The following is a 21238-nucleotide window of genomic DNA, read 5'->3' on the forward strand; positions in this document are numbered from 1 at the left end:
GTCAGGCCCCCCCGATCATCTTGTTGCGGTAACGGCCCGAGAGCTGATCGAAGAACACGATCGCCCCGAAGAGCAGCAGAAAAATCGCCGCCACCTCGTCATAGCGCCCCTGCCCCCAGCTAAACGCGTTCTTCAGGTCATAGCCGATCCCGCCAGAGCCGACGAAACCGAGGATCGCCGAGGCGCGGATATTGATCTCGAAGCGCAGCAGCGCATAGCTGAGATAGTTGGGCGCCACCTGCGGGATCACCCCCAGCCACATCCGCTGGCCCCAGCCCGCGCCCACCGAGTGCAGCCCCTCCACCGGCTTGAGGCTGGCGTTCTCGTTGACCTCCGAGAAGAGCTTGCCCAGCGCGCCGGCCGTGTGCAGCGCGATGGCGATCATCGCGGGCACCGGCCCGCCGCCCAGCACAAAGATCAGCACCAGCGCGATCACGATCTCGGGCACCGCGCGCAGGACATCCATTACCCGCCGGAACAACCCCACCAGGCGCGGCCATTTCGCAAGGCCCCGCGTCGACAGAAGCGACAGCACCACCGCCACGATCGCCCCCAGAAGCGTCGCCGCCGCCGCGATATTGATCGTCTCGATCAGCGAGGGCAGGAATTTCCACATCAGCCCCGGCAGGTTGGCGATCTTCTCGCCCGCCTCGGCCAGCACCTCGCCGGGAAACTGGAATATATTGCCGATCCCGTCCCAGAAGCCCCCCGCATTGCGCCCGTCGGCCACCCGAAAGCCCGAGACCATCAGCGCGATGAACACCACCAGCATCACCGTGCCATAGGCACGCTTGCGCCGGGTCATGGCCATATAGGCCGCCTGCACATCGCCGATGCGCGCCACGCCTGCCTGCCCTGCCGTCAGATCGCTCATGCCCTGCCCCCGTCAAATGAGGCCGGGCCCGCGCGCATGGCAGGCCCGGCCCGACTGTCAGCCCCGAGGGCTTACATCTTGGATTTGCGCGCCTCGATGATCGAGAGATAGGCGTCATGCGTGATCGGCATGAAGCCCAGCGCATCGCCCTGAAGCACGCCATAGGCGCAATCGGGGTCCAGCGATTTGAGCGAGGCCCAGAGCGCCGTCACTTTAAGCTTCACATCCTCGGGCAGGCTCTGGCGCAGCACGACCGGGCCTTCGGGGATCGGCTTGGATTTCCAGATTTCGACCATCTGGTTCATGTCGACAAGGCCCGCATCGGCGGCCTTGCGCAGCGCGCCCGAGTTATAGCCGTCTTCCCACGCGCCCAGACCATCGGCCCAGGTCACACCGGCGTCGATATCGCCATTGGCCACGGCCACGATGGTCTGCTCATGCCCGCCGGTGAACTTGACCTCGCCGAAATAATCGCCCGATTCCATGCTCGCGCCGATTTCGGCGGGGATCTCGATCGACGGGATCAGGTAACCGCTGGTCGAGTTCGGATCGCCAAAGCCAAAGGTCTTGCCCTTGAGGTCAGCAAGCGAGGTGATGCCGGTTTCCTTGCGCGTGAAGCCGATCGAGTGATAGCCATAAGAGCCGTCCATGTTGACCTTGACCAGCACCGGCTCGACCGCCTCGGGATCATTCAGAAAGGTCTTGGCATAGGCAGAGGCCCCGAGCCACGCCACGTCGATGGTGCCGCCCAGCAGGCCCTGGATCACACCGTCGTAATCGGCGGGGGTAAAGACCTTGGTGGGCACACCGAGCAGGGCCTCGGTCTTGGCGCGCAGGCACTCGTTCGAGGTCATGCGGTCCTGAGCGTTCTCGCCGCCCAGCACGCCGATGCGGAATTCGGTGATCTTGTCTTGCGCCAGCGCGGGGCTGACAAGGGCGGTGGTGGCCAGAACGGCAGCAATCAGTTTCTTCATGGATCTCTCTCCGGTTAGGGTCATGGCCCGCCATCCCCCGGCGGGCCGGGGTCGTCAGATCGCGGCCTCGGCCTCGCGCAGCGCGCGCAGGTTGCCACGATCCAGCGTTTCAATGGCGGTCGATGTGGCGTCTTCGGAAAAGCTCGCATCGGCCCCGTAAATATCGCGTGCCACGCCGGTGGTAAGCTGCTCCGGCGTGCCATCAAACACCACGCGCCCCGCCAGCATCCCGATCACCCGGTCACAATAGCGCCGCGCGGTATCGAGCGTGTGCAGGTTGGCGATCACCATGCGCCCGTCCTCCTCGTGGATGCGGCGCAGCGCGTCCATCACGATCTGCGCATTCATCGGGTCAAGGCTGGCAATCGGCTCATCGGCAAGGATGATCTTGGGGTCCTGCATCAGCGCGCGGGCAATCGCCACGCGCTGCTGCTGTCCGCCGCTCAACGCCTCTGCCCGTTTCGGCGCATGATCGGCAATGCCGAGACGGTCGAGAATCTCGATGGCGCGGTGAATGTCCGTATCGGGGTAGAGGTTGAACATGGTGGCCAGCGTCGAGCGCCGGTTGAGCGTGCCGTGCAGCACGTTCGAGACCACATCCATCCGCGGCACAAGGTTGAACTGCTGAAAGATCATCGCGCATTGCGCCTGCCAGGCGCGTTTGTCGGCCCCTTTGAGCGCGGTGATGTCGCGGCCCTCGAACACGATCCGCCCTGACGTGGCATCGCTCAGCCGGTTCATCATCCGCAGAAGCGTGGATTTCCCCGCGCCCGAGCGCCCGATGATCCCGATCATCGCAGGCCTGTCCACGTCGATGCTCACGGCATCCACCGCCGTGTTTTGACCAAACCGTTTGGTCAGCGCGTCAATGCTCAGCACGTGTCACCCCCAAGGCTGTTGCGCCCCGGATAGGTGCGCCGTGCAAAGATCATGCGACAATGATGCAAAGCTTTCGTGACAGCCCCCCCTCCCCGCCATCGACACCGGGCGTGACCATCTGGCCCCTTGCCGCATCGAGGCTCGCGGCGTAAGCACGCGGCCATGACCGCCGCACGCCGCCCCCGTCTTAGCCGTGATGACTGGCTCGCCGCCGGTCTCGCGGCGCTGGCCGAATGTGGGCCGGGCGCGCTCGGGGCCGAGCAGCTTGCGCGCCGGATCGGCACCACCAAGGGATCGTTCTACTGGCACTTCACCGATGTGCCCGCCTATTGCGCCACGCTTCTGGCGCGCTGGCAGGAGGCCGAATCCCCCGAGACCGACCCGGATACCCCCGCCGCCACCCGGCTGCGCGGCACGGCGCAGGCCATCGCCACGCCGCATCCCGCAGAGCCCGCGATCCGCGCATGGGCGGCCACCGACACCCTCGCGGCTCAGGCCGTGGCCTCCACCGATGCCAGCCGCCTTGCCCGGCTCGCGGCCCTTCTGGGGGACTGCGGCATCGCCAACCCGGATATGGCGCGCATCCTTCTCGGGGCCGCCATCGGGATGCAGGCCCTGCCCGATCCAGACGGTAATCCCGACGCCATCGGCTCGCTGGTCGATCTCATCCTTGCGTTGCGGTGAGCCATGCGGACGGCTCTTTTGCTCATCGCCATGTCGCTGCTCGGGTATTGCAAGGATGAAACCGTGTCGGGCCATGGCGGGCAGGCGGCGGTCTGGGGGCTTGTCTCCATCGACGGCACGCCGGTCACCGCCCGCGCCACCCTCAGCTTTCCCGAGGAAGGCGTGATCGCGGGCGAGGCCCCCTGCAACCGCTATTCGGCGCAGCAGACAGTGCCCTATCCGTGGTTTCGCGCCGAGCGCATCATCTACACCCGCCGCGCCTGCCCCGAACTGGACGCCGAGACGCGCTTTCTTGGTGCCCTCGCCGAGATGACGCTGGTCGAAGTGGCGGGCGACACGCTGGTTCTCTCGAACGACGCGGGCCGCGAAATGCTGTTCCGCGCAGAGTGACGGGGCGGGCCGTGCGCCTCACCCCGCCGCGCGCGCCGCGATGACATCAATCAGCCGCGCCCGCGCATCGGGCAGCGGGCGCTCGCCCAGATGGGGGGCGAGATGATCGCGCAGGAAATGGCCAGTCACTTGAAATCCCTGCATGATTTCGGCATCCGGCGCAGGCCCGTGGCCCAGCAGGCAGGGTGGAAGCGGCAACAGCCGGTCGGCCCACTCCCCCGCCCCCGCCCGCGAGACCGCGCGCCCCGTCTTGGGGGATATATAGCTGAGATCATTGGCCTTTTCCCCCATCACCGCGCAACGGCGCAGATCAAGGCCAAAGCCCATTTCCTCCAGCAGACCCAGTTCCCAGTTAAGATAGGCCAGCGGCCATATCTCTGGTTGGTCCAGTAAATCCAGCAAAATCAGGCTCTTGCGATACAGGCCGCGATGCGCCTCGCGCTCCGGCAGGGCAAAGCGCAAGAGCGCGCATACCGCCGAAAGCCCCGCCAGCGCCAGCCGGTCCCCCAGCACCCAAGTCCTTGATTTTACGGGCTCAACCCGAAAGGTGCCAAGGTGATCCTCAAGCCGCGCGCGCCATTCCACATCAATCTGCGCGCCGGGTTGCAGCACCGGCGCCATCCTGCGCGACGCCCCGCCGCGCACCACGCCCGCGTGCCGCCCGTGCTCTGACGTGAAAACCTCAATGATAACAGATGTTTCGCCGTGCCTCCGGCTGCTCAGCAACAGGCCCTGATCGCGCCAATCCATCGCCCCGCTACCCGCTCAAGCCGTCTTGATCCAGCAAATGCCGCCCCTCCCGGTCCTCGACCTCGACCACCCAAAGATCAGGATCAAACCCGCGCTGCCGGGCAATCGCCGCATCCACCCCGGCCTCGTCGCCATCCGCCAGTGTAACCCAGGCCCGCTGCCCCGTCATCAGATCTATAGAGCGTTGATAAAGATGCGCTTTTCCGTCGAGCGTGTTGAGCTTGACCAGCACCGCGCCGCCGGTGTCATCGCCATGCGCCACCACGAAAGCAGGGATATCCGCCAGCCGCAACCGCGCCAGATAGGCATCGATCCAGAACCGCGCGGTGAGGCGCGCCACGGGATCAGTTCCCGTCCTTGAACTCAAGCCCCATCTCGGAATAGCGCTCGGACTCGTCCATCCAACCGGATCGCACCTTTACCTGCAAAAACAGATGGATACGGCGTCCTAGAAAGGCCTCCAACTCCTCGCGCGCGGCCCGCGAAACGGCCTTGATCGTCTCGCCCCGGTGGCCAAGGATGATCCCCTTGTGCCCGTCGCGCATGACATAGATCACCTGATCCACCCGCGCCGATCCGTCCTCGCGTTCTTCCCAGTTCTCGCTCTCGACGGTGAGTTGATAGGGCAATTCCTGATGCAGCCGCAGCGTCAGCTTTTCGCGCGTCATCTCGGCGGCGATCATGCGCATCGGCAGATCGGCGATCTGATCCTCGGGATAGAGCCGCGGCCCCTCCGGCACCTCGCCCGCCAGCCAGCCGCGCAGATCGTCCACCCCATGCCCCTTCTCGGCGGAAATGAGAAAGGTCTTCTCGAAGGCGAACCGGTCGTTCATCTCCTTGGTGAGCGCCAGCAAAACGGGGGCTTCTACCCGGTCTATCTTGTTGATCGCAAGGATAATTCTGCGGCCCTTTGCGATCTCTGACAGCCCTTCGAGGATACGCTCCACTCCCTCGGAAATCCCGCGATGCGCCTCGATGAGCAGCACCACGATATCGGCATCCGCAGCCCCGCCCCAGGCCGCCGCCACCATCGCCCGATCGAGCCTCCGGCGCGGCTGAAACAGGCCGGGTGTGTCCACGAAAACAAGCTGGCTCTCGCCCTCCATCGCCACGCCGCGAATGCGCGCGCGGGTGGTCTGCACCTTGTGGGTGACGATCGAGACCTTGGCCCCCACCATGCGGTTCAAGAGCGTGGATTTGCCCGCATTGGGCTCTCCGATCAGGGCGATGAAGCCGCATCTGTTTGTCATTCTTCTGGAACCCCTTGCCTTGTGTCCCCGTACCGTGCTGATCTGCTAGGTATCTCGTATTCCCGCCATCGGATAGGTCAAACATGGAACTTCTTGCCGGTTTACTTCTGATCGCAACCCTGATTTTCCTGATCAAGCCGAAATCTCGATCCAAGTCACGACCTGCTAAGGAGGCGCGCTCCTCGACGACCACGGTGAAACGACCCCCTGCACATCCGGGGCCTCGGTCGTCTCAGAAACAAGTGGCCTCGCGCACATTGAAAGGAAAGTGCTGGGTCATTGACGGCGATACGATTGTAATCGACCAGGTTCGCATCCGGCTGTCTGGTATCGACGCGCCAGAGCTCAATCACCCTTGGGGTCGGAACTCAAAGGCCGCGATGATGGCGCTCTGCAAGGGTCAGATCATCACTGCGGAATTGCTACCCGAAAGCACCTACGACCGCGCTGTCGCGATCTGTTACCTACCGGACGGGCGCGATCTTGCGGCAGAACTCGTGCGCATGGGTTTGGCGATTGATTGGCCAAAGTTTTCGGGCGGGCGTTACAGACACCTCGAACCGCCAAGCATAAGAAAAAAGCTGTGGCGCGCAGATGCCAAGCAGAAAGGGCGCTACGACGAGAAGCGGCACGGATAAGGAGAACTCAGCACATTGACCATATGTGCACCCGCAGCCTCACGCCCCACCCTCAAGCCTGCTCAGCAACGCCGCCGCCGCCGCCTGTTCGGCCTGCCGTTTCGATCCGGCGGCGGCGCTGGCGCTCTCTCCGCCCGCCAGCCGCGCCTCGATGGTAAAGACCGGCGCGTGGTCGGGGCCGGTGCGCGCGGTCTCGACATAGGCGGGGGGTGCCAGGCCACGCGCCTGCGCCCATTCCTGAAGCGAGGTCTTGGCATCGCGCGAATCCGCCTCGACGGTCGCGATTCGCGCGCCCCAGAGCCTGCGCACGACCCCACGCGCCGCCTCATAGCCCGCATCGACGTAAACCGCGGCGATCACCGCCTCCATCGCGTCGCCAAGCAGCGCCTCCTTGCGCCGCCCGCCCGAGAGCATTTCCGAACGCCCCAGCCGAAGCACATCGCCCAGATCGACCTCGCGCGCCACGGCGGCGCAGGTTTCCTTGCGCACCAGCGCGTTGAAGCGCGGCGCAAGCTGGCCCTCGGCGGCGGCGGTGTCGGCCTCGAGCAGCGCCTCGGCCATTGCAAGGCCTAGCACCCGGTCGCCGAGAAATTCCAGCCGCTGATTGTCCTCGCGCCCCGGCGACGAGATCGACGAATGCGTAAGCGCCTCGATCAGGAGCGCGGGCCGGGCAAATTCATGCCCGATCCGCGCCGCAAAAGCCCTTACCTCACGCGATAATTTCACTCCAACCCCTCGAAGAACCGATCCCCGCGCCATGTCCAGAAGGCCAGCATCGACCGCCCCGCCGACGAAAAGATCACCCGGTTCGCGCGGCCGATCAGGTTTTCATACGGCACGAAACCAACGCCTCCCACGGCCTGGGGAAAGCGCGAATCGGTGGAATTGTCGCGATTGTCACCCATGAAGAAGTAATGCCCCTCCGGCACCGTGAACACGCCGGTATTGTCGGCGCGCTGCGGCCCGATGTCGAGGATGGCGTGGCTGCGCCCACCCGGCAGCGTCTCGGTATAGCGTTGCTTGATGCAGTCCGCGCCGAGACCCACCGCGCCATTGGCACAACGCGGGCGGATGCGCATCGGCCCTTGCGGCGCGAATTCCTCGACGAAATCACCTGCGGGCACCATCTCGACCGCCGCGCCGTTGATCTGCAGCACCCCGCCGCGCATCTGAATCCGGTCACCGGGCAGGCCGATCAGCCGCTTGATGAAATCGGTGCCATCGACGGGGTGGCGAAAGACGATGATATCGCCGCGCTCGGGCGTGCTGCCAAGGATGCGCGTGTTGTCCCCATCGAGCCAGCCGCAGATATCGCTTGCATCGACATTGAGCCCGCCCAGCCGGATCGACGGGCAGGAGGCGTAGGAATAGCCATAGGCCATCTTGTTGACGAACAGGAAATCGCCGATCAGAAGCGTGTCCTTCATCGAGCCGGAGGGAATCCAGAACGGCTGAAAGAACAGCGTGCGGAAAATGCCGGCAATCACCAGCGCCCAGAAGACGGTCTTGACCGTCTCCCAGATGGAACTGCCTTTCTGGGTCTCGGATGCCATGCCTGTCCCTGCCTCTGCCCCGTTGCGCCCGCTTCATGCGGCGCGGGGCGCGGGGTGTCAAGCCGGGGGCGCTGCCTGCCTCGCTGCCTCGGCGGGTTGGGTGGCATCGGTCGCGTCCCCGAACAGCGCCTCGGGGTCGATCCCGCGCTTCTCGGCGCTGGCGCGAACGGCGTCGCGCAACGCGGTGCTGCGCCGCACAAGGCGGCGGAATCGCGCCACGTCAAGCACCAGGATGGTCGAGGGCGCGATGGCGCGCGCCTCGAAAATCCGCGTTCTGTGCATCAGCACCGCGAACTGGCCGAACATCTCGCCGCGACCCAGCCGCCATGTCTGGCCCGCGCGTTCGATCTCGACCGCACCCGAGGCGATAAAGAACACGCTGCGCGCCGCCGCGTCCTTGCGCATCAGGAGTTCGCCGGGGTTGGCATAGCGCGTCCTGAGCGCGCGGCTGAGCCGCCGAACGCCGCTTTCATCGAGATCGGAGAACAGCGGCAGCCGCCGGACAAGCTCGGTGCGCTGCGGCGCGATATCAAGCCGGGGGCGCGCCTCGTTCGCGGCGCGCCGGCGCGCGATATCGGCCATCAGCGTGGTGTGAACCTCGGCCCCGATGAGCCCGTCCTCGCGCATGGTGGCGTATTCGCGCTCTTCAAGGCGCAGCGCGGTGCGGCGGATGAACCGTCGCTCAAGCCGCTCGGCATAGCCGGGATATTGCAGGCGTAGCCCGTCAAGCGCGGTCTCCACCCCTTCGATGCGCCGCGCCAGCAACTCGTGCAGCAGATCGGCCACCCGCCGCCCGTGAATCCGCCTTATCCGCCGGTCGATGAAGCCGCCCATGTCGCGCAGGATCAGGCGCTGCGACAGCAGATGCTCGAACCGGTCCGCCGTCAGATGCGCCAGCGGGGCCGAGAGCCGCAGGCGGTTGTTGAGCACGACGGCGGCGCGAAAGGCGCGGCCATAGGCCACGCTGCGGCGCGCGGCGCGCTGATATCCGTTGCGCCCGCCGGTGCGCGATGCCTCGATGAGCCGTTCGGCATCGGTCGTCACCCGCTCGGCCATGCGCGCCGAGATCGTGCGTTCGCGCAGTCGCGCAAGGATCGTGTCGCGCTCGTGACCGGCCAGCGCGATCAGCCCGAGGGTGACGCGGTCACGATCGAGGATATTGGCACCCGCCTCGGCCTGTTTCACCGCCTCGTCGAGCCGCTCGCCGAACAGCTTGGCCTCGGAGCGCACGATATCGTGGTCCAGATCGTAATTCACGGTGGTGCGCGCCACATCCTCGCGCACGGTTTGCAGCGAGACAGCAACCACCTGCCGCGACAGCGCCTCGTCGATGGGCGACAGCCGGTCCAGCCCGAGACGGCAGATCACCGCCCGCAACGTCGTGCCCTGCACGATCAGGGTAAAAAGCGTATAGCCGGTGGCAAGGATGCCGACCACGCGCTGAATGCCGTCGGGCACCCGAAAGCTCTCGGTCACCGCCAGTGCCAGCGCCAGCGTCACCGCCCCGCGAAGCCCGCCCCAAAGGATTGCCACGCGGTAGGGCCGCTCTACCGTCGGCGACAGCCTGAGCGCGGTCAGCAGCGGCAAGAGCCCGAACAGGATCACCGCGCGCGCCCCCGTAGCGGCGAGGATCACCACGCCGATCAGGGCGAAATCCTCTGCCCGGACCTCTTGCAAGAGGCGCGGGATCAACAGCGCGGCAAGGATAAAGATGAGCGCCCCCGCCCAATGCGCCAGAAGATCCCAGACCTCGCGCATGTTGGCCCATGCCTCGGGGCGCAGCCGCCCCGGCGCGCCAAGGTTGAGGGTGATGCCCGCACTGACCACCGCGATCACGCCCGAGGCACCGATGCTTTGCTCGGCCAGGATATAGCCAAGATAGGGCAGCGCCACCGAGATCGAGATCTGCGCGCGCTCCCAGGCGGCAAAGAGCGCCATCAGCCACAGCGCCGCGCGCGCCGCCAGCCAGCCGGTGAGCGCGCCCCCCGCCATCAGCATCGGAAAGCGCGCCAGCGCGTCGCCGGGGCTTGGATCGGGCGTTCCCAGCATCACGAAGCCCATGAACAGGCCGAAAAGCGCGATCGCGGCGGCGTCGTTAAGCAAGCTCTCGCCCTCGATGATCCGCGTGAGCCGCCGTGGTGCCGAAAGCGAGCGAAAGATCGACACCACCGCCGAGGGATCGGTTGTCGAGACGATGGCCCCGATCAGCAGGCAGGCCGCCAGCGGCAGGGCGCTTGCCCAGGCCAGCGCATAACCCACCGAGAGCGTCGCCACCACCACCGCGACCACCGCGAGCACGAGGATCGGCACCCAGTCATCAAGCATCCGCCGCAGGTTGATCCCCAGTGTCACCTGAAACAGCAGCGTCGGCAGGAACACATACAAAAACACGTTGGAGCGGATCGGCAGGCCGAGGATCGCCTCGGCCACCGGGTTGAGCGCATCGGTCAGATCGGTGCGCAGGAAAAAGCTTGCCGCCACGCCGATGAGGATACCCAACCCGGCAAGGATCACGCTGTAGGGCAGGCGTAGCCGCGCGGCCAGCGGCTCGGCCAGCCCCAGCACCAGAAACAGCGTGGCAATGATTGTGGTGAGAACGACGATATCCATCGCCCACAGATAGCGCGAAACCCACCCCGAGGGGAATCACCAAGGCGGCACCGTCACCCCGCGTCGAGCCGTCGCGCCTCGATCACCACAAAGGCCTGTGCCCAGGGATGATCGTCGGTGAGCGTGACATGGATGATCGCCTCATGGCCCGCAGGCGTCATCGCGGCCAGCCGCTCGGCGGCCCAGCCGGTAACCTCCATGACGGGCTGACCAGTGGGCAGGTTCGACACCGCCATGTCCTTCCAGGCGATGCCCATGCGCAGCCCGGTGCCCAGCGCCTTGGAGCACGCCTCCTTGGCGGCCCAGCGTTTGGCATAGGTGCCCACGGTATCGGCGCGCCGTTCGGCCTTTTGCTGCTCCACCTCGGTAAAGACGCGGTTGCGAAAGCGGTCCCCGAACCGCTCCAGCGTGCCCGCGATCCGCTCGATATTGGCCAGATCGGTGCCGATGCCGAGGATCATTCCGGTGCCACCTTGCTCTCGTCGCAGGGCAGCCCCCCGCAGGCCACTCCCATGATCCAATCCAGCCCGGATGCGTAGCTTTCCGACAAATCGGGCAGGTCGGGCAATTCCTCACGGATCATTTCTGCGCAATCGAAGGCATCAACGGCTTTCTGTCGCGCCGTATCGGGATCATCTTCGGACAAAAGCGCCGCCTCCAGCCCCGCCATGTCGGCGGCGGTGGCGCAGGCATCCTGGACCTCGAGCGCAAGCGCCCCGGCGAGCACCGCGACCCCAAGGACCGGAATCGCCTCGGCCCCGACCGAGGAGATACTGCGCACGGCACCGCGTTGCGCGCGCGTTGCGACCCGGCGGGCCGTCTTTTGACCAATCTTTTGCGTCGCATTGCGCCGCGCAAGACGCGCGCCCGCCTCGCGCGCCGCGACGGTCGTGACCCCGATCCCCGACAGCGCCGCCGACGCCGCAGCGTGAACACCCGACACCATCAGCATCGACAGGTTCAAGGCAATCGAGGCGATGAGGGCAATCACGGCGAGCGACATGGCGGAGCGACGAACGATCCTGATGAGCCACATCACCCCCGCGCCTCGTCCATCAGGCGGCGCATTTCCGCGATCGCAGGCCCCAGCCCGCGAAAGATCGCCTCGCCGATGATGAAATGCCCGATATTGAGCTCTGCCACCTCTGGGAAGGCCGCGACAGGCTGCACCGTGTCATAGGTCAGGCCGTGGCCTGCATGGACCTCAAGCCCGAGCGAATGGGCATATGTCGCCATCTCGCGCAACGCCTCCAACTCACGGTTACGGTCCTCAAGCCGCCCTTCGGCATGGGCGTCGCAAAAGGCCCCGGTATGCAATTCGATCACCTGCGCGCCGATGCGGTGCGCGGCCTCGATCTGGCGGCGGTCGGCGGCGATGAAGATCGACACCCGGCAGCCCGCCTCACGCAGCGGCGCGATGTAATGCGCCAGCCGGTTTTCCTCGCGCGCGACCTCAAGCCCGCCCTCGGTGGTGCGTTCCTCGCGTTTCTCGGGCACAAGGCAGACGGCGTGCGGCTTGTGGCGCAGCGCGATGCGCTGCATCTCCTCGGTCGCCGCCATCTCGAAATTGAGCGGCACCGAAAGCCCCGCTGCCAGCCCGTCGATATCGGCATCCGAGATATGGCGCCGGTCCTCGCGCAGATGCGCTGTGATGCCATCGGCCCCCGCCTCCTCGGCAAGTTTGGCCGCGCGCAAGGGATCAGGGTAGGCCCCCCCGCGCGCGTTGCGCACCGTTGCCACGTGGTCGATATTCACACCAAGGCGCAATTTACCCTCTGCCGACATGCTGCCGTCCTTTCCCTCGCGATATGCGCGACAACCTAGTCCGCTTTGCCGTCGCCGTCAGCCTCGCGCGCCAGCTTTTCGCGCGCCTTCTTTTCCTTGATCGCGTCCCATTTGGCCTTGAGCGCGCCGCGGCGGCGCTTCTGATAGGCGGTGATGACCGGCAGGCTGAGGTAATAGGCGGCAAGCCCCGCCACGATCCCCGGAACGATTCCGCCAATCAGGTAGGGCAGGAACACCTCGTCATAGAAGATGCCAAGCCCGTGCCAATCCGCCTGCCGGTCGGTGAAAATCGCCAGGACGTTGTTCTTGAGATCGCCGCCCGCGTCGAGAAACTTGCCCCCGAGGGATCGGCTGATCTCGTCCTCGTGCAGCCTGCCCCGCCCGAGAATGGCGTGGCCCGTCTGAAGCGAGACGACGCCGATGGGCAGATAGGTCAGGGGATTACCAAAGAACGTGCCCAGAAGCGCCGCCGGGATATTGCCCCGCAAAACCCACGCAATCGTGCCTGCCACTACGAAATGCACCCCGTAGAATGGCGTGAAGGTGGTGAAAACGCCCGCGAAAATGCCGCGCGCGATGCGTTCGGGCGGGTCGGGCAGACGGTGCAGGCGGTGTTTTACATAGATGAACGCCCGGCCCCATCCGCCACGCGGCCACAGGAATTCCGCCACGATGCGCCACCACGGCCTACGGTCTCGGCGTCTGAAAATCACGCCTATGGCTCCTCGCGCTTGTCCCCCGAGCGGGACGGATCGCGATAGCGCTCCACAGCGGCAACGTCCGCTTCGGCATCAAGGGCCGACAGGACGCTGTGCAGGTGCTCGGCATCGCGCAACTCGACATCAACCAATAACCGGTAAAAATCCGGTTTCCGGTCCAGGAATGTCAAATCCGAGATATTGGCCTTCTGCTCGCCGATCAAGGTGCAAATTCGCCCCAGCACGCCCGCATCGTTGCCGATGGTCAGATCGAGCGTGACGGCATAGGCCGCCGGGTGCTTGCCGGGTTGCCAATGCAGGTCGAGCCAGCGCTCGGGCTGGCTGTCATAGCGCGACAGCGTTTCGCAGTCGATGGCGTGGATCACCACGCCCTGCCCGCGATGGGTGATGCCGACGATGCGCTCGCCCGGCAGCGGCTGACAACAGCGCGCGCGGTTGCTTCCCTGGTCGGCGCCGAGCCCGATCACCGCCCGCTCGCGCGCCACCTCGGCCTCGCCCGCCGGGACAAGATCGGGATAGACCGCGCGCAGCACCTCGTTCGCGGTCAGCTCTGCGCTGCCAAGCCGCGCGCGCACCTCGTCGGCATCGCGCAGGCGCAGCGTGCGCGCCGCCGCCTCCAGCGCCTTGTCGGTGGCGCGCTTGCCGACATGCTCGAAGGCCGAGCGCACCAGTTCGCGGCCCAGCTTGACATAGCGGTCGCGGTCCATCTCGCGCAAGGCGCGACGAATAGCCGCGCGCGCCTTGCCGGTGGTGGCAACGTCGAGCCATGCCGATTGCGGCATCTGCCCGCCCGCGGTGATGATCTCGACCGATTGCCCGTTCTTGACCCGCGTCCAGAGCGGCACGCGCATCCCGTCCACCTTGGCCCCGACGCAGGCATGGCCAATCCGCGTGTGGATCGCATAGGCGAAATCAATCGGCGTCGCCCCGCGCGGCAGCTTGATGACATCGCCCTTGGGGGTGAAGCAGAATACCTTGTCGGCATACATCTCGAGCTTGACCGCCTCGAGGAAATCCTCGTGATCCTCCTCGGCGTCAAATTGCTCGTTCATCGAGGAAATCCAGCGCGCGGGATCGACGGCAAAGGGATTCTCGCTGCGCACCCCGTCGCGATAGGACCAGTGCGCCGCGACGCCCGTTTCGGCCACGTCATGCATGGCCTGCGTGCGGATCTGCACCTCGACGCGCTTGCCGTCGCGCCCCGACACGGTGGTGTGGATCGAGCGGTAGCCGTTGGATTTGGGCTGGCTGATATAATCCTTGAACCGCCCCGGCACCGCGCGCCAGCGTTGGTGGATCACGCCAAGAACCGCGTAGCAATCGGCCTCGGACCGGGTGATGATGCGAAAGCCGTAGATATCCGACAGGCGCGAAAAGCCCATCTGCTTTTCCTGCATCTTGCGCCAGATCGAATAGGGCTTCTTGGCGCGGCCGAAAACCTCGGCCTCGATCCCAGCGCGGTCAAGCTCCGCGCGCATGTCGCCGGTGATGCGCTCGACCACATCGCCGGTCTCGCGCTGCAAGGTGATGAAGCGGCGGATGATCGAGGCGCGCGCCTCGGGGTTGAGCACGCGAAACGCCAGATCCTCCAGCTCCTCGCGCATCCATTGCATCCCCATGCGACCCGCAAGCGGCGCATAGATATCCATCGTCTCGCGCGCCTTTTGCGCCTGCTTGTCGGGGCGCATCGCCTTGATCGTGCGCATGTTGTGGAGCCGGTCGGCGAGTTTCACGAGAATCACCCGCAGATCGCGCGACATCGCCATGAAGAGCTTGCGGAAATTCTCGGCCTGCTTGGTCTCGGAACTCGACAGTTGCAGGTTGGTGAGCTTTGTCACCCCATCGACCAATTCAGCGACCTGGGTGCCGAATCGCTCTTCCACCGTCCGGTAGGAGGCCTTGGTATCCTCGACCGTGTCGTGCAACAGCGCGGTGACGATGGTGGCATCGTCAAGCCGCTGCTCGGTGAGGATGGCCGCCACCGCAACCGGGTGGGTGAAATAGGGCTCGCCCGAGTGCCTGTTCTGGCCCTCGTGCATCTCTCGCCCAAAATCATAGGCCGCGCGGATAAGCGCCTCGTCCGTCTTCGGATTGTAATGACGCACCAGGGTAATCAGGTCATCAACGGCGATCATCTGACGGTGTGCCCCGGTCCTTGACAGCGGCGGGCGTCAGCCCTCGCCCTGCGCTTCCATGAGGGCGCGCAACAGCTTTTCCTCGGACATGTCATCAGGTTCCGGCTGATCGGCCTCGGCCCCCATCATGAGCGCCATCGTGTCCTCTTCGGGCTCGTCCACCTCGATCTGGGTCTGGTGCGATTCGATGAGCCGTTCGCGCAGGTCACTGGCCGATTGGGTCTCGTCGGCGATCTCGCGCAGCGACACGACCGGATTCTTGTCATTGTCGCGATCCACCGTAAGCGGCGCGCCGGCGGCGATCTCGCGCGCCCGGTGTGCGGCAAGCATCACAAGCTCAAAACGGTTTGGAACCTTGTCGACGCAGTCTTCTGTGGTAACGCGGGCCATGCGACCTCCGGTATCTCTCGGGATTTTCGATCAGAAGCCCCTCAACTAAGGCCTCAGGCAGGGATTTACAAGCGCCGATTGGGCAGGCGGACCACCTCGGCGCGCGCGGCATCCGGCAGCGCTGCCAGCATCTCGCGCACCGTGCGCCCCAAGATCGGGTGTCGCCAGTCCGGGGCAACATCGGCCAGCGGCACCAGCACGAAGGCGCGCTCCTGCATCCGCGGATGCGGCAGGATGAGCCGGTCGGGCGTCCGCCCCTGCGCCTCGCGCGGGCCGAGCGCGCGCCATTGCGCATGCGCAGCAGTATCCGGCAGCACCCGCTCCCCCACCGCGACCAGATCAAGATCGAGCGTGCGCGCACCCCAGCGTGTCTCGCGGCGGCGTCCGAATTCCGCCTCGATGGCGTGCAACTGCGCAAGCAGAACCTCGGGGGCCTCAGTCCCGCGAAACGCGGCGGCGGCGTTGGCGAAATCGGGGCCAGCGCCCGGCGGAAAGGCGGGCGTGCGATAAAAATCGCTTACCGAAACCGCCGCCCCCGCCACCGCCTCAAGACGCCGCAGCGCAGCATCAAGCGTCGCCCCAGGACCGCCCTCCGACGCCTGCCCGCGCAACGGCAGGTTTGCGCCCAGCGCAATCAAGCATAATTGATCCAACGTCACCACCAAACTATCCTTTTGTGACATATAACTGTCTTGCAGCCTTCCCGACCACCCATTACCTCGACCATTGTATTCGGCGCGTCGCACCACTCACACAGCCACCACTCACAGGCGCGCCGGACCGATTTGAAAGGACATTCAAAGATGTTTTACAAGGATGACCGTCTGGCCTTGTTCATCGACGGCTCGAACCTCTATGCCGCCGGCAAGGCGCTTGGCTTCGACATCGACTACAAGCTTCTGCGCAGCGAATTCATGCGCCGTGGCAAGTTGCTGCGCGCCTTCTACTACACCGCGCTGCTCGACAATGACGAGTATTCGCCCATTCGCCCCCTCGTCGACTGGCTGCATTACAACGGCTATTCGATGGTGACGAAACCGGCCAAGGAATACACCGACAGCCAGGGCCGCCGCAAGGTCAAGGGCAACATGGATATCGAGCTTGCGGTGGACGCGATGGAGCTTGCGCCGCGTGTCGATCATATCGTGCTGTTCTCGGGCGATGGCGATTTCCGGCCGCTGGTCGAAAGCCTGCAACGCCAGGGTGTGCGCGTCTCGGTGGTCTCGACCATCCGCAGCCAGCCGCCGATGATCTCGGACGACCTGCGCCGTCAGGCCGACAATTTCATCGAGCTTGACGACCTCAAGGAGGTGATCGGCCGTCCCCCGCGTGAGCCGCGCGACCATGGCGAGCGCGAGGCCGCCTACGCCGCCGCGCAAGACTGACGCAGACCGGCGCGCGGCATGGCCGACGCCGCGACCCTCGCGCAGCTTGCCGGGCTCTTCGCCGCCGCCTTTGGCGCGGCGACGATCCTGCCGTTTCAGTCCGAGGTGGTGTTCGTCGCGCTTCAGGTGGCGGGCAGCGCCTCGGTGTTGGCGCTGGTCATCGTGGCGAGCATCGGCAACACGCTGGGCGCGGTGGTCAATTACATCCTGGGGCGCGGCATCGAGCGGTTTCGCCATCGCCGCTGGTTCCCCGTCAACGCCACGCAACTGGCACGCGCGCAGCGCTGGTATGCTCGCTGGGGTGTCTGGACGCTGTTGCTGAGCTGGGCCCCCCTTGGCGATGGGTTTACCGTGATCGCGGGCATGATGCGCACGCCGGTCTGGCTCTTCGTCGCGCTCGTCACCATCGCCAAGACGGGCCGCTATATCGTGCTCGCGTGGCTCACGGCGCAGGCGGGCGGTTAACCGCCGGCCTTGCGGTTGATCTCGTTGTGGATCTCGATTGCGCGCGGCGGCCAGGTCGATTTGATATAGGCCAGAACCGCGCGCATCTCGGCCTCGGTCAGCTTGCCGGCATATCCCGGCATCCGGCTACGATAGCCCTGCCCCACCACCGCCGCCGTGCCGCGCCGCACGATATCGAGCAGCATACTGTCGGGGTGGTGCCAGGTATGGCCCGTCTCGTCATGCGGCGGCGCGGGCAGATAGCCCTCGGCATCGCGGGTTTTCCACTCTGGCTGCCCTTCGAGATTGGCCCCATGACAGGTGGCGCATTCCGCGCCATAGACCATCGCCCCCAACGCCACCGTATCCGCGTCCCGCCAAGGCGCGCGCGCCTCGCCCGCCATCGCGGCCCCTGCCGATATCACGAGGGCCGCCGCCATCATGTTGCGCATCTCTGCCTCCATCTTTTTCGCGGTTCTCCCACCTTCCCGCACCGGAAGGTCAAGCGCCGCGATTGTCGCACCCTTGCGGCTCTTCTCTTTACGCCGCGCGCGCGCTGGCCTACCTCTGGCCCATGCAGGAGAGAGACATGCCCAAGCCCCCCCTCACCCTCTGGCTCGCCGCGCCGCGCGGGTTTTGCGCTGGTGTCGACCGTGCCATCAAGATCGTGGAAATGGCGCTCGCGAAATGGGGCGCGCCAGTCTATGTGCGCCACGAGATCGTGCATAACAAATACGTCGTCGATGATCTGCGCGCCAAGGGGGCCGTGTTCGTCGAGGAACTCGACGACTGCCCCCCCGACCGCCCGGTGATCTTCTCCGCCCATGGCGTGCCAAAATCCGTTCCCGCCGAGGCCGCCGCGCGGCAGATGCTTTATGTCGATGCCACCTGCCCGCTGGTCTCCAAGGTCCATATCGAGGCCGAGCGCCATCATGAGAACGGATTGCAGATCGTGATGATCGGCCACGCGGGCCACCCCGAGACGGTGGGCACGATGGGGCAATTGCCGCCGGGCGAGGTGCTCCTGGTCGAGACGCCCGCCGATGTGGCGCAACTCGCCGTGCGCGACCCCGCGCGCCTTGCCTTTGTCACCCAGACCACGCTCTCGGTCGATGACACCGCCGAGGTGGTCGCCGCGCTCACCGCGCGCTTTCCCGCCATCATCGGCCCGCACAAGGAAGACATCTGCTACGCCACCACCAACCGGCAAGCGGCGGTCAAGGCAATGGCGGCGAAGGCCGAGGCGATGCTGGTCGTCGGCGCGCCCAATTCGTCGAATTCCCGCCGCCTCGTCGAGGTCGGCGCGCGCGCGGGCTGCTCTTACGCGCAGCTTGTGCAGCGCGCGACCGATATCGACTGGCGCGCGCTCGACGGCATCACCGCCATCGGCATCACCGCCGGTGCGTCTGCCCCCGAGGTGCTGGTGGAGGAGGTCATCGACGCCTTCCGCGCGCGCTATGACGTGACGGTAGAGGTGGTCGAGACCGCGCAGGAGAACGTCGAGTTCAAGGTGCCGCGGGTGTTGCGGGAGAGGGTATGAGGCGGGGATGTCCCGCTTTGGACGGCATCGCCGATGATCCCTCATGCGTTGGGTCGCATCGACCGGCGTGGAACACGCCACCTGATTCTGACGGTCGGGGCGGTCCCTGTTATCCATGCCATCCGGGCGCAGATATTCAGGCGTTGGCGTGACATAGAGCGACCGCGCCCTGAGGGAGGCAAGACGGTCATGTGGGCCAGGCTCCCAACGCGCAAGGGCCGGGGGGGGTGATCCCCGGCCCTTTTGCTGCGCCGATCCGGCGGTGGTCAACCTGCGCGCCGTTGGGCGGCGGTGCGGAATTCGGTCTCGTCCGTTACCGTGAACCGCCCGCCCGAGAGCTTTTGCAGCTTGCCCTCGCGCAAGAGCTGGCCAAAGGAGCGCAGGCCCTCCTCGCGTGAAAATCCGTCCTCGTCGATCTCGCGCAGCTTGCCCATGAGCATCGGCCGCGAGAACTGGTTGCGGCCCTCGACATCGGTAAGATAGGCGGCGGCGGCCTCGAGCAGGTCGGGCAGGGCGGTTGCGCCCAATTCCTCGGCAAAGACCGAGAAATCCTTGTCCTGCGCCTCGGCCACCTCGGCCTTTGGTCTGGCCACGCGGCGCGGGCGCACCGTCCGTTGCGGCATGTCCACGCGTTGTTCGGCCACCAGCTTAAGCGGCGCTGGGCGCGGCTCTTCGGGGCGGCGGCTGCGCGGGGCATCGGGGGCGGGCATCGCCCGCCGCGGGCGCACGGCGGCATCAAGGTCGCCACGATAGGGCAAGGCATCCACCTTTTTCGCGAGGGTTGCGCCTGCGGCCTTTTCGGCGCGGGTCGCGGCCAGCGCCGCGCGCAGATGCTGGATCGTGTTGCGCCGCCGCACCGAGCCGGGATCGGCCATCTGGCTGTCGGCCTCGTCAAAGATGCGCGATACCTCGGTTTTCTTGTCGGCACTGGCCGGTTGCTCCGGTGCGCGGCTCTGGGGCGCGGGAGGCGGGGCCTCGGCTGTGTCCTCGTCCTGGGCAGCGCGCTCGTCCTCGGCATCCGCAATGATATCCTCGCCCAGTTCCGCGTCGAGGCTGGCAAGCTCGCGTTGCAACTCGGCCTCGTCCTCGGGGCTGAGCGCGCCATCCTCGTCGTTGAAAATATTGACCGTATCCTCGCCGTCCTCATCCATGCCCGCCAAAAGCCCGCTCTCGCGTGCGGTCTCGACATCGGCGCGGCTTACCTTGAGGACGCGCGCGCCGCGCGGCTCGGTGGCTTGTTCCGGGGGGGCGGCGGTGGCTTCCTCGGTGGCGGGCGCGTCCGATTGCGCCATGTCCTGGGGCCGCGTGCCCTCGGGTGCGGCATCCGCGAGAAGGGCGGCGAGCGTATCCTCAAAGAGCCTGTCCCCGGCGGGATCGGGGGCGCTGTCCCCGCCATCCTCGTCCGCTTCTGCCGCTTCCATATCCGCCATTTCGGCGGGCTCATCCTGCGCGGTCAGGGCCTGCGCGTCATCCTCGCTCTGCTCCGCATCGTCCCAGGTCATCTCATCCGACGCGGTGGCATCGGTGAAATCCTGCGCGTGCTCGTCTTCGTCATAGCTGTCGGATGCGCCGACCACCGAACGGATCAGATCGAGCCTCGCGGCGAGATTGTCCGTTTCGGAGTCGGGCGCGCGGGTGTCCTCAGCCTCGTGCATATCCTCGGGCGCAGCGTCCTCTGCGGCAGCGTCGTGAACATCAATACCCTCTACCTCGTCTTCGGTCTCCAGCCCCTCGGGCGTTGGCGCGTCAAGCAGGGCGGCCTGTTCGGTCTCGGTCTCGGCCTCAGCGGCAGGCGCGGTTGTGGCGAAAGTCTCGGCGACAGAGTCTGGCTTGGCTTCGGGCGCTTGTTCCGGCGCGGGGGCGGCCTCTGGCGCAGGCGCAGGGGCGGCCTCTGGCGCAGGCTCGGGTGCTACGGTTGGGCTTAACGCCGCGGCAAGCGCCTTGCCCGCGGCTGCATTGTCCTGCGCGCGAAGCACGATCCGGCCCTCGTGTTCATGCGCCTCGACCCGGCGCGCGATCTCGCGCTCGGCGATGCGCGCCAGCATGTCGGCATCGGGCGTAGGCGGTTCGGCCCCGAAATAGCGGTCATCGGCGGCGAGATCGCGAAAATACTCGGCAATCGCCTTCATCGTCTCGAATGACTCGTCGAACCCCTCCAACGTGCACGAAAACGTGCCGTAGGAGACCGTCAGGATCTTACTGGAACCTACCATTTCAAATGCTCACTTTGCTTGCCTG

The 21238-nt window shown here is 66.0% G+C and carries 24 protein-coding genes; 6 read left to right on the forward strand and 18 right to left on the reverse strand.

Annotation, left to right across the window (positions count from 1 at the left end):
* Position 1: 1 nt before the first annotated feature.
* The 3 genes from phnE to phnC all read right to left on the reverse strand — a co-directional run bounded on the left by phnE (position 2) and on the right by phnC (position 2727).
* Complete coding sequence (gene phnE / locus ABIE58_RS08140; protein ID WP_354544211.1) at positions 2 to 874, reverse strand: phosphonate ABC transporter, permease protein PhnE; 873 nt, start codon at positions 872 to 874, stop codon at positions 2 to 4.
* Positions 875 to 945: 71 nt separating this feature from the next.
* Complete coding sequence (gene phnD / locus ABIE58_RS08145; RefSeq protein ID WP_354544212.1) at positions 946 to 1848, reverse strand: phosphonate ABC transporter substrate-binding protein; 903 nt, start codon at positions 1846 to 1848, stop codon at positions 946 to 948.
* A gap of 54 nt (positions 1849 to 1902) precedes the next feature.
* Positions 1903 to 2727 (reverse strand): phosphonate ABC transporter ATP-binding protein, encoded by an 825-nt coding sequence (gene phnC / locus ABIE58_RS08150; protein WP_354544213.1) that lies wholly within the window; start codon positions 2725 to 2727, stop codon positions 1903 to 1905.
* A 162-nt stretch (positions 2728 to 2889) separates the two neighbouring features.
* Between phnC and ABIE58_RS08155 the strand changes: the two genes are divergently transcribed.
* Together ABIE58_RS08155 and ABIE58_RS08160 are read left to right on the forward strand one after the other, a co-directional pair.
* Complete coding sequence (locus tag ABIE58_RS08155) at positions 2890 to 3411, forward strand: TetR family transcriptional regulator (RefSeq protein ID WP_354544214.1); 522 nt, start codon at positions 2890 to 2892, stop codon at positions 3409 to 3411.
* A gap of 3 nt (positions 3412 to 3414) precedes the next feature.
* Positions 3415 to 3801 (forward strand): META domain-containing protein, encoded by a 387-nt coding sequence (locus ABIE58_RS08160; protein ID WP_354544215.1) that lies wholly within the window; start codon positions 3415 to 3417, stop codon positions 3799 to 3801.
* Between the two features lie 18 nt (positions 3802 to 3819).
* Here the strand turns inward: ABIE58_RS08160 and recO are convergent, their stop codons facing one another.
* From recO to era, 3 genes are read right to left on the reverse strand one after another with little or no spacing between them, the layout of a single operon-like run.
* Positions 3820 to 4551, reverse strand: coding sequence for a DNA repair protein RecO (recO, locus tag ABIE58_RS08165; protein WP_354544216.1), 732 nt, complete (start codon positions 4549 to 4551; stop codon positions 3820 to 3822).
* Positions 4552 to 4558: 7 nt separating this feature from the next.
* Positions 4559 to 4891 carry a DUF1491 family protein gene (locus tag ABIE58_RS08170; RefSeq protein WP_354544217.1) on the reverse strand — a complete coding sequence of 111 codons (333 nt, stop codon included), beginning with the start codon at positions 4889 to 4891 and terminating at the stop codon, positions 4559 to 4561.
* Positions 4892 to 4895: 4 nt separating this feature from the next.
* Positions 4896 to 5801, reverse strand: coding sequence for a GTPase Era (gene era, locus ABIE58_RS08175; protein ID WP_354544218.1), 906 nt, complete (start codon positions 5799 to 5801; stop codon positions 4896 to 4898).
* A gap of 83 nt (positions 5802 to 5884) precedes the next feature.
* Here era and ABIE58_RS08180 point away from each other — a divergent pair, with 83 nt between their 5' ends.
* The gene (locus tag ABIE58_RS08180; protein ID WP_354544219.1) at positions 5885 to 6439 is read left to right on the forward strand and encodes a thermonuclease family protein; all 555 of its coding nucleotides are present in this window, start codon (positions 5885 to 5887) and stop codon (positions 6437 to 6439) included.
* A 39-nt stretch (positions 6440 to 6478) separates the two neighbouring features.
* On the opposite strand, the gene rnc is transcribed toward ABIE58_RS08180, so the two are convergent.
* The 10 genes from rnc to folK all read right to left on the reverse strand — a co-directional run bounded on the left by rnc (position 6479) and on the right by folK (position 16293).
* On the reverse strand, positions 6479 to 7165 hold the full coding sequence (gene rnc, locus ABIE58_RS08185; RefSeq protein ID WP_354544220.1) for a ribonuclease III: 687 nt from the start codon (positions 7163 to 7165) through the stop codon (positions 6479 to 6481).
* Positions 7162 to 7992 carry a signal peptidase I gene (lepB, locus tag ABIE58_RS08190; protein ID WP_354544221.1) on the reverse strand — a complete coding sequence of 277 codons (831 nt, stop codon included), beginning with the start codon at positions 7990 to 7992 and terminating at the stop codon, positions 7162 to 7164. The genes rnc and lepB overlap by 4 nt, the downstream gene beginning before the upstream one ends.
* 57 nt (positions 7993 to 8049) lie before the next feature.
* Positions 8050 to 10602 carry a cation:proton antiporter gene (locus ABIE58_RS08195; RefSeq protein WP_354544222.1) on the reverse strand — a complete coding sequence of 851 codons (2553 nt, stop codon included), beginning with the start codon at positions 10600 to 10602 and terminating at the stop codon, positions 8050 to 8052.
* Between the two features lie 53 nt (positions 10603 to 10655).
* On the reverse strand, positions 10656 to 11063 hold the full coding sequence (gene acpS, locus ABIE58_RS08200; protein WP_354544223.1) for a holo-ACP synthase: 408 nt from the start codon (positions 11061 to 11063) through the stop codon (positions 10656 to 10658).
* A complete protein-coding gene (locus ABIE58_RS08205) occupies positions 11060 to 11638 on the reverse strand; it encodes a hypothetical protein (RefSeq protein WP_354544224.1) in 579 nt (192 codons plus the stop codon). The genes acpS and ABIE58_RS08205 overlap by 4 nt, the downstream gene beginning before the upstream one ends.
* Positions 11638 to 12387 carry a pyridoxine 5'-phosphate synthase gene (locus ABIE58_RS08210; RefSeq protein WP_354544225.1) on the reverse strand — a complete coding sequence of 250 codons (750 nt, stop codon included), beginning with the start codon at positions 12385 to 12387 and terminating at the stop codon, positions 11638 to 11640. Before ABIE58_RS08210 ends, ABIE58_RS08205 begins: the two co-directional genes overlap by 1 nt.
* A 35-nt stretch (positions 12388 to 12422) precedes the next feature.
* Positions 12423 to 13100: a DUF2062 domain-containing protein gene (locus ABIE58_RS08215; RefSeq protein WP_354544226.1), complete on the reverse strand. Its 678-nt coding sequence runs from the start codon at positions 13098 to 13100 to the stop codon at positions 12423 to 12425.
* A 2-nt stretch (positions 13101 to 13102) separates the two neighbouring features.
* The gene (locus ABIE58_RS08220) at positions 13103 to 15241 is read right to left on the reverse strand and encodes a RelA/SpoT family protein (protein WP_354544227.1); all 2139 of its coding nucleotides are present in this window, start codon (positions 15239 to 15241) and stop codon (positions 13103 to 13105) included.
* A 36-nt stretch (positions 15242 to 15277) separates the two neighbouring features.
* A complete protein-coding gene (gene rpoZ / locus ABIE58_RS08225) occupies positions 15278 to 15631 on the reverse strand; it encodes a DNA-directed RNA polymerase subunit omega (protein ID WP_354544228.1) in 354 nt (117 codons plus the stop codon).
* A 65-nt stretch (positions 15632 to 15696) separates the two neighbouring features.
* Positions 15697 to 16293 (reverse strand): 2-amino-4-hydroxy-6-hydroxymethyldihydropteridine diphosphokinase, encoded by a 597-nt coding sequence (gene folK, locus ABIE58_RS08230; protein ID WP_502950077.1) that lies wholly within the window; start codon positions 16291 to 16293, stop codon positions 15697 to 15699.
* A 141-nt stretch (positions 16294 to 16434) separates the two neighbouring features.
* Here folK and ABIE58_RS08235 point away from each other — a divergent pair, with 141 nt between their 5' ends.
* Positions 16435 to 17016, forward strand: coding sequence for a LabA-like NYN domain-containing protein (locus tag ABIE58_RS08235; protein ID WP_354544229.1), 582 nt, complete (start codon positions 16435 to 16437; stop codon positions 17014 to 17016).
* Positions 17017 to 17034: 18 nt separating this feature from the next.
* Positions 17035 to 17481 carry a YqaA family protein gene (locus ABIE58_RS08240; RefSeq protein ID WP_354544230.1) on the forward strand — a complete coding sequence of 149 codons (447 nt, stop codon included), beginning with the start codon at positions 17035 to 17037 and terminating at the stop codon, positions 17479 to 17481.
* Here the strand turns inward: ABIE58_RS08240 and ABIE58_RS08245 are convergent.
* Positions 17478 to 17864 (reverse strand): c-type cytochrome, encoded by a 387-nt coding sequence (locus ABIE58_RS08245; protein ID WP_354544376.1) that lies wholly within the window; start codon positions 17862 to 17864, stop codon positions 17478 to 17480. The genes ABIE58_RS08240 and ABIE58_RS08245 overlap by 4 nt on opposite strands.
* Before the next feature lie 185 nt (positions 17865 to 18049).
* Between ABIE58_RS08245 and ispH the strand changes: the two genes are divergently transcribed.
* The gene (gene ispH, locus ABIE58_RS08250; RefSeq protein ID WP_354544231.1) at positions 18050 to 19000 is read left to right on the forward strand and encodes a 4-hydroxy-3-methylbut-2-enyl diphosphate reductase; all 951 of its coding nucleotides are present in this window, start codon (positions 18050 to 18052) and stop codon (positions 18998 to 19000) included.
* A 266-nt stretch (positions 19001 to 19266) separates the two neighbouring features.
* Here ispH and ABIE58_RS08255 read toward each other — a convergent pair whose 3' ends face one another.
* Entirely contained in the window at positions 19267 to 21213 is a 1947-nt protein-coding gene (locus ABIE58_RS08255) for a hypothetical protein (protein WP_354544232.1), read from the reverse strand.
* Between the last annotated feature and the right edge of the window lie 25 nt (positions 21214 to 21238).

The sequence above is a fragment of the Roseovarius sp. MBR-78 genome, from assembly GCF_040547535.1.
GTDB lineage: Bacteria > Pseudomonadota > Alphaproteobacteria > Rhodobacterales > Rhodobacteraceae > Roseovarius.